The sequence below is a fragment of the Anaeromyxobacter oryzisoli genome (genome assembly GCF_022690765.1).
Classification (GTDB): domain Bacteria; phylum Myxococcota; class Myxococcia; order Myxococcales; family Anaeromyxobacteraceae; genus Anaeromyxobacter; species Anaeromyxobacter oryzisoli.
Genome location: NZ_JALCZA010000009.1, coordinates 83264 through 95761 on the forward strand (window position 1 = coordinate 83264; position 12498 = coordinate 95761).

10 protein-coding genes are annotated in these 12498 nt (G+C 73.0%); 1 reads left to right on the top strand and 9 read right to left on the bottom strand.

What is annotated here, in order from left to right; all coding sequences use genetic code 11:
- Positions 1-4: 4 nt before the first annotated feature.
- The 9 genes from nifB to MNZ27_RS05270 form a co-directional block, all read right to left on the bottom strand.
- Positions 5-1591: a nitrogenase cofactor biosynthesis protein NifB gene (gene nifB, locus MNZ27_RS05230; protein ID WP_242392982.1), complete on the bottom strand. Its 1587-nt coding sequence runs from the start codon at positions 1589-1591 to the stop codon at positions 5-7.
- Between the two features lie 15 nt (positions 1592-1606).
- Positions 1607-1870, bottom strand: coding sequence for a ferredoxin III, nif-specific (gene fdxB / locus MNZ27_RS05235; protein WP_242392983.1), 264 nt, complete (start codon positions 1868-1870; stop codon positions 1607-1609).
- A 32-nt stretch (positions 1871-1902) separates the two neighbouring features.
- Positions 1903-2286: a nitrogen fixation protein NifX gene (gene nifX / locus MNZ27_RS05240; protein WP_242392984.1), complete on the bottom strand. Its 384-nt coding sequence runs from the start codon at positions 2284-2286 to the stop codon at positions 1903-1905.
- A gap of 16 nt (positions 2287-2302) precedes the next feature.
- On the bottom strand, positions 2303-5062 hold the full coding sequence (locus MNZ27_RS05245) for a bifunctional nitrogenase iron-molybdenum cofactor biosynthesis protein NifEN (RefSeq protein ID WP_242392985.1): 2760 nt from the start codon (positions 5060-5062) through the stop codon (positions 2303-2305).
- A gap of 13 nt (positions 5063-5075) precedes the next feature.
- On the bottom strand, positions 5076-6545 hold the full coding sequence (gene nifK / locus MNZ27_RS05250) for a nitrogenase molybdenum-iron protein subunit beta (protein WP_242392986.1): 1470 nt from the start codon (positions 6543-6545) through the stop codon (positions 5076-5078).
- 84 nt (positions 6546-6629) lie between these two features.
- A complete protein-coding gene (gene nifD, locus MNZ27_RS05255) occupies positions 6630-8075 on the bottom strand; it encodes a nitrogenase molybdenum-iron protein alpha chain (RefSeq protein ID WP_242392987.1) in 1446 nt (481 codons plus the stop codon).
- A 27-nt stretch (positions 8076-8102) separates the two neighbouring features.
- A complete protein-coding gene (gene nifH / locus MNZ27_RS05260) occupies positions 8103-8972 on the bottom strand; it encodes a nitrogenase iron protein (RefSeq protein ID WP_242392988.1) in 870 nt (289 codons plus the stop codon).
- Positions 8973-9173: 201 nt separating this feature from the next.
- Positions 9174-9629 (bottom strand): GNAT family N-acetyltransferase, encoded by a 456-nt coding sequence (locus MNZ27_RS24165; RefSeq protein WP_242392989.1) that lies wholly within the window; start codon positions 9627-9629, stop codon positions 9174-9176.
- Between the two features lie 245 nt (positions 9630-9874).
- Positions 9875-11425: a sigma 54-interacting transcriptional regulator gene (locus tag MNZ27_RS05270; protein WP_242392990.1), complete on the bottom strand. Its 1551-nt coding sequence runs from the start codon at positions 11423-11425 to the stop codon at positions 9875-9877.
- 155 nt (positions 11426-11580) lie between these two features.
- On the opposite strand from MNZ27_RS05270, the gene MNZ27_RS05275 reads away from it, so the two are divergent.
- Positions 11581-12375, top strand: a complete 795-nt coding sequence (locus tag MNZ27_RS05275; protein ID WP_242392991.1) for an NAD(+)--dinitrogen-reductase ADP-D-ribosyltransferase — start codon at positions 11581-11583, stop codon at positions 12373-12375.
- Positions 12376-12498: the final 123 nt, after the last annotated feature.

Here is a 12498-nt window from a genome sequence, read left to right on the forward strand (position 1 = left end):
GGCCTCACGCCACCCGCGCCGCCGCGTCGGCCCCGGGCTCGTCCGCCGCGGGTCGGGGCGCGACCGGCGCGGCCTCCCCCCGCGCGGCGCGGGCGATCCGGTCGGCGAGCCAGTCGAGGAGCGCGGCCTCGATGGGCCGGTGCGCCTGATCCCGCACCGGCTCGATGCCGGCGGCGGCGAGCTGGCCCTCCGGGCAGCGCCCCACCTTCGCGACGAGCACCGCGTGGCAGTCGGCGAGCGCGCGGAGGGATCCCGCGAGCACGTCGTCCTCCCCCTCGCCGCCGACGCAGTACCGCTCCACCGCGCGGCGCCCCACGAGCCGCGCGCCCGACCGCGACACGTCGTACACGAGGAACTCCCGGGCGTGCCCGAAGTGCTCGTCCACGAGGCCGCCGCTCCGCGTGGCCACCGCGGCCCGGGCGGTCACCTCGGCGGGCACGGCGGCGGCGCGCGAGAGGGCCGCGTCGCGCTCCCGCGCGGCGATGGCGCGCGCCCGCTCCACCAGCGCGCGCCGCGCCGTGCGCAGCTCGGCCGCGTCGCGCGCCGGCGCGGGCGGGAGCCGCGCGAGCGTGAACTCGGCGAAGCGATCCTCCGCGAGCCGGCCCACCGCGTCCGCCCGGCACTGCCGGCAGTGCCGCATGAGCCGCGCGTCCACCTCGCAGGCGCGCTGCACGCGCTCGAGCTCCGCCGCCGTCGGACCGCGCCGGCCGGCGAGGCCGAAGGCGGTGCCGTGCTCGGGCGCGGAGATGAGCGGCACCAGGTTCACCAGGAAGGCGCCGGCGCCGCGCACCGCCCGGACCACCGCCGGGAGGTGCGCGTCGTTCAGCCCGGGGATGACCACGGCGTTCACCTTGACGAGGACGCCCCGCGCGACGAGCCGCCGGATCCCCTCGAGCTGCCGCTCGGAGAGGAGCGCCGCCGCGTCGCGGCCCCGGAGCCGCCGCCCGCCGTCGAGCGCCCACGCGTAGATCTCGGCGCCCACGGTGGGGTCGATCGCGTTCACCGTCACCGTCACGTGCCGCACCCCGAGGTCGGCCAGGCGATCCGCGTGGGCGGGCAGCGCGAGGCCGTTCGTCGAGAGGCACAGCGTCAGGTCGGGGGCGGCCCGGCGGATCCCCTCGAGCGTCGCGTAGGTGGCCGCCGGGTTCGCGAGCGCGTCGCCCGGGCCGGCGATGCCGACCACCGAGAGCTCCGGGACCTCCGCGGCGACCGCGAGCACCTTGCGGACGGCGGCCTCCGCCGAGAGCCGCTCGGAGACCACGCCGGGGCGGCTCTCGTTGGAGCAGTCGTACTTCCGGTTGCAGTAGTTGCACTGGAGGTTGCACCCGGGGGCGACCGCCACGTGCATGCGCGCGAAGTGGTGGTGCGCGTCCTCGGAGTAGCAGGGGTGGTTCCGCACCAGCGCGGCCACCTCGGCGGGGAGCGCGGGCGGCGGCGCGTCCCCGCAGCCCCGGGCGAAGGTGCAGTTCGCGGCGGGCGTCGCGGCGAGCCCGGCGGCCGCCGGGGCCGGACGGGCGGGCCGGGGCTGCTGCGCGGCCCCGGGGCGGGCGGCGGGGAGGGCCGAGTCGGGGAGCACCGGGAGCGCGCGCATGTCGGCCTCCTCTCGTCAGGCCGCCATCGGCTCGAAGGAGAACGCCTCCTTCTTGCAGGTCCGCCCGCAGGCCTCGCAGCCGATGCAGTCGTCCGCGTTCGCGACCCGCGCGAACATCTTCGCGGACTCCTCCTCGTCCACCTCCGCGGGGGCGAGCACCTCTCGCGCGCAGATCTTGATGCAGCGGCCGCAGCCGATGCACCGCTCGGGGTCGATCGCCTTCACGAACCGCGGGGTCCACTCCTTCTTGCCGCGGGTGATTCCGGTGACGTAGGACATCCGCTTCGCTCCTCTTGGTTGGGGGGAAAGGATCAGCGCTCGGCAGCGGACGGCGCGGGGGCCGCCATCGCCTTGCGGAGCCAGGGGGGCGGCGTGCCGCGCAGCACGCCCTGCAGCTTCGCCACGAGCTCCGCGATGGGGGCGGGCGCGGCGGTCTTCATCGGGTGGACCCGGCGGCCGACGAGCTTCGCCGCGGCCGGGCCGCCGATCGCCAGCGTGTAGACGATGGCGCAGCCGGCGATCGCCGAGGCCCTCGCCTCGGTGCGGTCCTCCTCGTCGGCCGCGGTCGTGATGGCGTCCACCTTCTCGACGAAGCCGGCCCACTCCGGCCCGACCTCCCAGACGAAGAAGCTCGCCGTCCGCCCGAAGTGCTCGTCCACCACCACGCCGTCGCTGCTCGTGAACGCGACCCGCATCGCTCTCCTCCGTCCGTCAGTTGTGGGCGAGCCGCTGCGCCTCGCCCGCGCTCGCCTGGAACAGGTTCGCCACCTCGAACACCAGGTTCATCGTCCCGCGGTACCCGGCCCAGACCCGCTGGTGCGCCCCGAGCCGGTCGAAGACCGGCAGGCCGGCGCGGAGGTGGGCCTTCACCCCGAGCCGCGCCGCCGCCTGGCGCGCGTTGGAGTTCGCGACGAGGAGGTCCACCCCGCGCGCGGCGTCCTCGAGATCCTCGAGGTCGCCCACGTCCACCCGCGCGGCCGGCAGCGCGTCGAGGCCGCGGGTGCGGGTCGCGGCGAGCGCCGCGGTGACCTCGCACCCCATCCCGGCGAGGAACGGGACCAGCGTCTTGAGGAGATCGCTCTCGAGGGCGACGGCGACCTTCTTCCCGCCGAGCTGGTAGTGGCTGTCCAGCATCGCGTCCGCGAGCCGGCTCCGCGCCCGCCGCTGCGCCTCCGGGACCGGGCGCCCCGAGATCGCGGAGAGGACCGCCACCAGCCGATCGACCTCGGCGAGCCCGGTCGCGGACGTGAAGCCGTACGACGGGATCCCGAGGCGCGCCTCGAGCCGGCTCGCCGCCCGCGCGAGGGAGTCGCCGAAGTAGAGCGTCGCGACGCTCCGGCCCGCGCGTCGGAGCTCCTCGAGCGACACGCCGCCGGTGGAGAGCGGCGAGACCTCCTCGTCCACGTGGCCGTCGAGCGCGCGGGAGAGGTCCGGCGCGACCACCGGCTCGAGGCCGAAGGACCGGACGAGCAGCGCGAGCTCCTCGACGTCCGCGGGGGTGAGGTGCGCGCCGGGGAGGAGGTTCACCTGCCCGGGGATGGGGTCGCCGCGCTCGGCGAGCGTCCCGACGAGCGCCTCGACCGCGGCGGCGTACCCCTCCTCGAGCGAGCCCATGTAGTCGGCCGTGGAGGCCCAGACGACGGGCACGCCGGCGTGCTCCGGGTGCTCGGCGCGGAACTGCGCGATCGCGCTCCGCACGTCGTCGCCCATCGTCTCGGTGAGGCCGGAGGTCATCACCCCGACCACGCGCGGCCGGAACTTCTCGACCACCCGGGCGAGCCCCCGCTTCAAGTTCTCCCAGCCGCCGAAGATCGCCGCGTCCTCGCTCATCGCCGTGCAGTTCAGGGCGATGGACTCCTTGAAGTGGCGCGAGAGCTGGAGGCGGATGAAGGTCGAGCAGCCCTGGGCGCCGTGGAGGAGGCCGAGCATCCCGTCCACGCCGAGGTAGGCGAGGGTCGCCCCGAGGGCGGGCGAGTTCTTCTGCGGGTTCACCGTCGCCGCCTTCGCGGGCGGCTTCACGCGCGAGGCGGAGAGGTCCTCCGCGAGGAGCGCCGCGGCGTGCCCGGCGGCGCGAGCGCGGGCGGCCTCGCGCTCGGCCTCCGGAAGGTCCTGGGGCGCCGGCGCCCGGAGCGCCGGCCAGATCGGGCTGTTGACGGTGAGGTCGAGCTGGCGCGCGAAGGTGACCATCCCCTCGTAGCCGGCGTACGGGTGGGCGCGGCCGTGGTTGATGTCGAGGAACGGGGTGAGGGTCTTCAGGGCCAGGAACTTGGTCTTCCCGCCCGCCACCATCAGGTCCGGGCGCTTCTCCCGCATGATCCCGAGGAGCCCGGCGGTGGAGGTGTCCTCGATGATCCGCGCGTCGCGGTGGAGGAGCCCCTTCATCCGGTGGAAGTCCTCGAGCGTGGAGTTCTGCGTCCCCGCCGCGAGCACCTCGACGCCGAGCTCGCGGAGCGCGTGGACCATCGACCAGGTCTTGACGCCGCCGGTGAAGAGGACCGCGCGCTTGCCCTCCAGGCGCGCCCGGTACGGCGCGATGCGCGCGGTGCAGCGGGCCTCCTCCTCGGCGAGGAGCGCCTCGACGCGATCCCGCACGGTGCGGTCGCCGGGCCCGCCGTGCGCGAGGTCCAGCTCCCGCGCCATGTCGCGGAGCGCCCGCGCGGTGTCGGTCATCCCGTAGAACGACTCCTCGAGCCACGGGATCCCGAAGCGCTTCTTCATCTTCCGCGCGAGGTTGGTGAGGCTCTTCGAGCAGATGATGACGTTCAGCCGGGCGCGGTGCGCGTACCGCAGGTCCTCGAACCGGGCGTCGCCGGAGATGCAGGAGAGGATCCGGATGCCGGCGCGCGCGAACAGCGGCCGCATCCCCCAGAGGTCGCCGGCGATGTTGTACTCGCCGATGAGGTTCACGTCGTAGGGCGTGGTGGTGGCCGGCTCGGCGGTGCCGATGACGTGCTCGAGGAGGAGCTCGCCGGCGAGCCGGTTCCCGATGTTCTTGTCGCCCACGAAGCCCGGCGCGTTCACCGGGATGACCGGGATCGGCACCCGCGCCGCGGCGCGGCGGCAGGTCGCCTCCAGGTCGTCGCCGGTCATCGCCGAGACGCAGGTCGCGTAGACGAAGACGGCCTTCGCCTCGCCGGCGTAGCGGCCGGCGAGGTCCACGATGGCGCGCTCGAGCTTGGCCTCGCCGCCGAAGACCACGTCGTTGTGCAGGAGCTCGGTGGTGAAGCCGCGCCGGTACAGCTCGGAGCCGGAGGAGCGCGCGCCCCGGTTGTCCCAGCTGTTCCCGGCGCAGGCGATGGGGCCGTGCACGAGGTGGATCGCGTCGGTGATGGGCATGAGCACGACGCGCGCGCCGTCGAACGCGCAGCTCCGCTCGGTGCCCTCGCCCGGCTCCGACCGCTTGCAGAACTTCGGCGCGCCCTTCTCCTGGGTCTCGCACTCGGGCGCGTCGTACCAGTCGGGCCGGGGCATCGCGTCCTCCGCGCTAGCGCATCATCTCGAAGTGGCGGTCGTCGTCGGTCGCGTCGCGCAGGTCGATGAACGCGTTCGCGAGCTCCGTGACCATGTTGACGACGCCCGCGTAGCCGACGAGCGGGATGCGGTGCCGGCCCACCCGGTCGTAGATCGGGAAGCCGTAGCGGAAGAGCGGCACCTTCGCGTCGTGGGCGGCGAACTTGCCGTGCGTGTCGCCGATCACCGCGTCCACGGGGTCCGTCATCAGCAGCGAGCGCAGGTGCCAGAGGTCCCGGCCCATGTGGACCTGGGCGCCCTTCCCGTACGGCGAGGAGTCGAGGAGCGCGTGCAGCTCCTTCTCGAGCTTCTTGGAGCCCTTGCTCGAGAGGACGTGCCACGGGGTCGCCCCCATCTCGAGCAGGAACGCGACGTAGCCGAGGAGGAGGTCGGGGTCGCCGTACACGGCGAACTTCTTGCCGTGCAGGTACTGGTGGGCGTCGGTCATCGCGTCCACGGCGCGGCCGCGCTCGGCCTTGAGGCTCTCCGGGATGGGCTTCCCGGTGAGCTCGGCGACCTTCATCAGGAACGCGTCCGTCCGCTGGACGCCCATCGGCAGCGGGATCGCCGCGTGCGCGCCGGCGAAGGTGTCCTTCACCCACGCGAAGGTCTTCGCGGTGGAGTAGGGCCCGACGGTGAGCGTCGCCTTCCCGTTGATGGCGTCGGCGGCCTCGGCGAGCGGCGTGCCGCCCGGGTAGAGCCGGTAGGTGCCGTCGAGCGGCGAGTCGAACGTCTCGGAGATGTCGGCGAGGAGCGTGTACGGCGCGCCGAACGCCTCCAGGATGCGCTTGTACTCGCGGTAGTTGCCGGTGTTGGTGTCGAAGCCGGTGAGGAAGTTGAGCTTCCCGGTGCAGCGGTCCTCGACCCGCTTGCCCTCGGTGAGGGCCTGCAGGATCGCGAGCAGCATCGCGTCGTAGCCCGTGACGTGCGTGCCCGAGAAGCTCGGCGTGTTCGCGAAGGGGACCGGGAGCGCCTTCGGGATGATCCCCTTGCTGCGGGCGTTCTTCAGATAGGCGGTGAGGTCGTCGCCGATGATCTCCGGCATGCACGAGGTGAAGACCGCGATCATCTTGGGGTGGTACAGGGCGATCGCGTTCTCGAGCCCCTCGTGCAGGTTGTTCTGCCCGCCGAACACGGCGCCGTCCTCGGTCATGGACGAGCAGACCGCCGCGGCGGGCTCGCGGAAGTGACGGGTGAGGGTGGAGCGGTAGTACGAGGCGCAGCCCTGCGAGCCGTGCACGAAGGGCAGGGTGCCCTCGAAGCCGTGCGCGGCCAGCTCCGCGCCGAGCGGCTGGCAGGCGTGGACCGGGTTGATCACCAGCGCCTGCCGCGCGAAGTTCTTCTCCTTGTACTCGACCGTGTCGATCCAGGCGGCGACGCGCGCCTCCTCCTCGGGGGACGTGGTCGAGACGGGCTTCACGGTCAGTCCCAGATTGTTGGCCATCGGGTGCTCCTTCGGGCAAGGCGGGGCCGTCCCGCCGCTCGGGCGGGCGAGGTTCGCCCCGGGGGTTCGGGTTCCGGTTCGGCCCTAGAACGGGCTCTTCACGAGCTTCCAGGTCGGGCTGTTCACGGCCATGTCGACGTCCCGGGCGAAGATCGGGAAGCCCTGGTAGCCGTGGTACGGGCCGGAGTAGTCCCAGCTGTGCATCTGCCGGAAGGGCAGGCCCATCTTCTGGAAGACGTACTTCTCCTTGATGCCGCTGCCGATGAGGTCGGGCTTGAGCTCGTCCACGAACTGCTCGAGCTCGTGCTCGGACGCGTCGTCGTAGATCACCGTCGCGTCCGGCATCTCGGGGCTCGTCCGCTCGTAGTCGTCGTGGTGCGCGAACTCGTACCCGGAGCCGACCACCACCATGCCGAGATCCTCGTACGCCGAGACGGTGTGGCGGGGGCGGAGGCCGCCGACGTAGAGCATCACCTTCTTGCCCTCGAGGCGCGGCCGGTACGTGTCGATCACCTGCTGCATGAGCGGGTCGTACTTCGCGATGACCTTCTCGACGTTCGACTGGATGCGATCGTCGAATCGCTCGGCGATCTTGCGGAGGCTCTCCTTGATCTTCGTCGGGCCGAAGAAGTTGAACTCGACGAACGGGATCCCGTACTTCTCCTCCATCACCTTGCACATGTAGTTCATCGACCGGTAGCAGTGGATGAGGTTCAGCTTCACCCGGTGCGTGGCGGCGATCCGCTCCATCTCGCCGTCGCCGGTCCAGGTGGCCTTCACGTTCAGGCCGATCTCCTCCAGCAGCGCCTTCGCGGACCAGACGTCGCCGCCGATGTTGTAGTCGCCGATGAGGGCGATGTCGTACGGCGTGGCCGGCTCGGCGAACTCCCGCGTCTCGATGAGGTAGTCGCGGATGGTGTCGTTCGAGATGTGGTGCCCGAGCGACTGCGAGACGCCGCGGAAGCCCTCGCAGTTGCACGGGATGACCGGGAGGTCGAGGTCGGTCGTGGCCTTCTTGGCGACGGCGTTGATGTCGTCGCCGATGAGGCCGACCGGGCACTCCGAGAGGACCGAGATGCCCTTGGCGAGCGGGAACAGCTCGCGGGCCTCCTTGAGGAGGACGGCGAGCTTCTTGTCGCCGCCGTAGACGATGTCCTTCTCCTGGAAGTCCGAGGTGAACTGCATCGCGAAGTTCGTCACCCCGTTCTTGCCGGAGACGAGGTTCCGGCGCGTGCCCCACGAGTACCAGCCGCAGCCGACCGGGCCGTGGGACACGTGGACCATGTCGCGGATCGGGCCCCACACCACGCCCTTCGCGCCGGCGAACGCGCACCCGCGCGCGCTCATCACGCCGGGCACCGTCTTCCGGTTGGACTTGACGCAGGCGCTGCAGGCGCTCGCGTCGTTCGGGGCGAGGTGCGGCGCGCGCTTCTGCCGTCCCTTCTCCGGGTAGGCCTCGAGGGCCCGATCGATCATCTGCTGCGTCGACTCCTTGGTGATGCCCTCGACCTTCTTCACGGTGCTCGACATGGTCGTCCTCTCCGGTCCGCGCGGTCGCTAGACCGGGCAGCCCTCCGCGACCCCGACCTTCGTCTCGTCCTCGTCGGGCATGATCCCGAACTCCATGAGCAGCTCCTCGAGCTCCTCCATCTGGAGCGGCTTCGGGATGACGAGGTTCTTGTTGGCGGCGATCTTCTCGGCGAGGGCGCGGTACTCGTCGGCCTGCTTGTGCTCCCCCGAGTACTCGATGACCGTCATGCGCCGCAGCTCCGCGCGCTGCACCTGGTTGTCGCGCGGCACGAAGTGGATCATCTGCGTCCCGAGCTTCTTCGCGAGCGCCTCGATGAGGTCGGCCTCGCGGTCGGTGTTGCGCGAGTTGCAGATGAGCCCGCCGAGGCGGACCTTGCCGCTCGTGGCGTACTTGAGGATGCCGCGGGCGATGTTGTTCGCGGCGTACATCGCCATCATCTCGCCGGAGACGACGATGTAGATCTCCTCCGCCTTGTTCTCGCGGATCGGCATCGCGAAGCCGCCGCACACGACGTCGCCGAGCACGTCGTAGAAGACGAAGTCGAGATCGGGCGTGTACGCGCCGGCCTCCTCGAGGAAGTTGATGGCCGTGATGACGCCGCGGCCCGCGCAGCCGACCCCCGGCTCCGGGCCGCCGGACTCGACGCACTTCACGCCGCCGAACCCGACCTTCATCACGTCGGAGAGCTCGAGGTCCTCCACCGTGCCGCGCTCGCGGACGAGGTCCATCACGGTCGCCTGCGCCTTCGCGTGGAGGATGAGGCGGGTGGAGTCGGCCTTGGGATCGCAGCCGACGATCATCACCTTCTTCCCGAGGGCGGCGAGCCCCGCGACGGTGTTCTGCGTCGTGGTGGACTTGCCGATGCCACCTTTCCCGTAGATCGCGATCTGCCTCATGTGCGTTCGGTCTCCTGGTCTCCGCCGTCGCGGCGGACTCCCTCGCACCAGAGCAAGCGCCGTACCGCGCCGCGCCGCGCCGCCGGACGCGCGATCCGGCGTGGATCGGGCGCGCGGCGGCGACGCGCTCGCCCTTCGGGGGCGCGCGCTGTCGCGATCGTGACCCTCGGTGAGTCCGGAACCGGACAATCCGCGCAGAAGCTACGCGCCGCCGCGGCGGAGGCACACGAGCCGGGTCGGGCGCCAGCCCGAGCGCGCGTAGAAGCGGAGCGCCGGCGCGTTCTCGCGATCGGCGAGGAGCTGGAGCCGGGTCGCGCCTCGCGCCCGCGCCCACTCCTCGATCGCGCCGGCGAGGAGGCGGCCCACGCCGCCGCCCCGCGCGGGGGCCTCCACCACGAGGTCCTCGAGCCAGGCGGAGGGCGCGCCCTCCGCGGTGGAGATCACGAGCTGGGCGGTGACCATCCCCACGACGGCGCCGTCCCGCTCGGCGACGAGCACCGCGGCGCGCTCCGGCTCGGCGAGGAGCCGCGCGAGCCCGCGCCGCTGGCGATTCGGGTCGGCGCGGAAGTCCGGCTCGAGCGCGAAGAGCGCCGCGAGCAGCGAGACGAGCGCGTCGAGATCCTCCGGGCGCGCGGGTCGGATGGCGACGTCGGACACGGGGACCTCCTGTCGTGATGCTCGGGCTCGAGCGCTCAAGGCCCGTCGAACAATCGACGGGCCTTGACCATCTAGGTGGGGCGGGCCGTCGCCCGCCCCTCGCGCCCGAAGTGAATTCGGGCGCTTCACCCCACCCGCCGCCCCGCTCACGCGGGTCGGCCTGAGAGCTCGTCGAATTCTTCGACAAGCTCTCAGCGCGCGACCGGCTCGCGCCGCCGCGGCGCGAATGCGAGCGGGTATCGCCATCAGATCCGCTGGACCGCGATGCCGTACTTCACGATCCGGTAGCGGAGCTGGCGCACCGTCATGCCGAGCAGGCGCGCCGCCCCGGCCTGCACGTGGCCGGTGCGCGAGAGCGCCGCCGCGATGCGCTCGCGCTCCGTTGGCTGCGTGCGCGGGGGGGCGATCGGCTCCACCATGGCGGCCGCGGGGGCCACCGGGGCCACCGCCGGCCTCGCGGGCGGCGGCGCGGCGTCCTCCAGGAAGGAGAGATCGGCGGCCGTCACCTCGTCGCGCGGGCTGGACACCACCAGCCGCTCGAGCGCGTTCCGGAGCTGCCGCACGTTGCCCGGCCAGGGGAGCGCTCGGAGACGGTCGATCGCGTCCGGCGCGAGCGCCAGGCGGCGGCCGTGCTCCCGCTCGAGCTCGGCGAGGAAGTGGCGGGCGAGGGGCGGGATGTCGTCGCGCCGTTCGCGGAGCGGCGGGAGGGCGATCTCGACCACCTGCAGCCGGTGGTACAGATCGAGGCGGAAGGCGCCCCGCCGGATCTCCTCCTCGAGGTCCCGGTTGGTGGCGGCGACCAGCCGGACGTCCACGGTGAGGGTGCGCCGGCCGCCCACGCGCTCGAACTGCCGCTCCTGGATGGCGCGCAGGAGCTTCACCTGCGCGGCGAGCGGCATCTCGCTCACCTCGTCGAGGAAGAGCGTCCCGCCGTCGGCGAGCTCGAACCGGCCGGGGCGGGCCTGGTTGGCGCCGGTGAAGGCGCCGCGCTCATGGCCGAAGAGCTCGCTCTCGAGGAGCGCCTCCGGGAGCGCCGCGCAGTTCACCGCGACGAACGGCCGGGCCGCCCGCGGCCCGAGGTCGTGCAGGGCGCGGGCGAGGACCTCTTTGCCGGTGCCGCTCTCGCCGCGGAGCAGGACCGTGGCCCGGCTCGGCGCGACGCGGGCCACGACGTCGAGGACCGCCCGCCACGGCGCGCTCCCCCCGATGACGCCGCGGAGCGGCTGGTCCGGCGGCGGCCGGCGGGGCGCCTCGTCCTCGTCTCGCGCCGCGGGGGCGTCGCGCTGGGCGAGGCGGATCCGCGCCGCGAGCATCTCCGCGACGACGCCGAGGAGCTTCAGGTCGCGGTCGAAGGAGAACGAGCCGAGCGCCCAGCGGCGCTCGGCGGTGAGCACGCCGAGGGTCATCCGGCCGTCGCGGAGCGGCACCGCGTACAGCGCCCGCGGATCCTCGCGCAGATCGCGCCAGCTCCCGGTCCGGTTCAGGAAGACGGGCTCGTCGGCGAGGTCGGGGATCGCCACGGCCACCCCGGTCCGGAAGACCCGGCCGATGATCCCCTCCCCGGGGCGGAGCCGCCCCTGGATCCGCTCCGCGTCGAGCATCTCCGGCGCCGCCTCGATGAACACGTCGCCGGTCACGCCGTCCTGGAGCGCCACCGTGCCGTTCGCCAGCCCGGCGTGCGAGCGGAGGACGAGGAGCACCTGGGTGAGCGCCTTGGACAGATCGGTCGCGTACGACAGGATCCGGCCGATGGCGTGGAGCGCCTCGAGGGCCCCGCTGGCCTGTCCCGCATCCATGGGTCGGTCCTCAAAGCAACCGCGGTGCCACCGCCGAGCACCGGGCTTGCAACGCGCCCGGGAGCCTCCCCACGCGCCCGCGGGGGGCGCGGCGCGCCGGGCCGGGCCCGGCCGTCGCGGGTGCGAGTGCACGAATCGCGGGCAGAGGGCCGCCCGTGGATCGGACGTCGTTCAACCGCTGCAACCTCCCGCCCTGGGCGATCGCGTCGCCGTCCTTCGACGAGGACCCGCGACCGCTCGAGGTGCAGGGCGTTCGCGAGGAGAACCGGTTCCTGTTCGACCTGCTCGAGCGCCTCGACGATCCCGACGAGCGGGCGCGCCGGTTCGACGACTGGGTGAACGTCCGGTTCCAGCTCCACCAGTGGAAGGAGCAGGCGACCGCTGGCGCGCGCCGGAGCCTGCGGAACGGCTACCTGCGCTTCCTGCGCGGGTGGGGCGTGGACGCGAGCTCGGTGGAGGGCGCGGTGCTGAAGGGGTGGGTGGAGAGCCGGATGGGTATCCCGCCCACCTTCCACCGCGCGCCCCTCGGGAGCGATCGCGACGGCCCCGCCTGGGCGCGCTACGTCGCCGACCGGACCCGCGGCCACGCGTGGACGAGCGCCATCGACGCCCAGCTCGACCTCCTCTATTCGTTCACCCAGTACGAGCTCGGGCGGCGGCGGCCGGGCGAGCGCTGGATCACGCTGTGGCGCGGGCTGAACGACCTCGACGCGCACGAGATCGTGGCGCGGCCGGGCGCGCGGGAGTGGGTGGTCCGGATGAACAACCTCTGCTCCTTCACCGACGACCGCGAGCGCGCGTGGGAGTTCGGCTCCGTCGTCGTGGAGGCGCGGGTCGCGCTCGGGCGGGTCTTCTTCGCGAGCGACCTCCTCCCGCGGTCCATCCTGAAGGGCGAGCGCGAGGTGCTCGTCATCGGCGGCGAGCTGCGGGTGAAGCGGGTGATGGGGTAGCGCGGGCCGACGGCGTGGGGACGATGGTTTGAGGGACGTGGATCAGGAGCCGATGCGCACGAGGGAGCAGGGACGAGGAGGCAGAGACGGGGGGCGGGGGCGGGGGCGGGGGGCGGGGGCGGG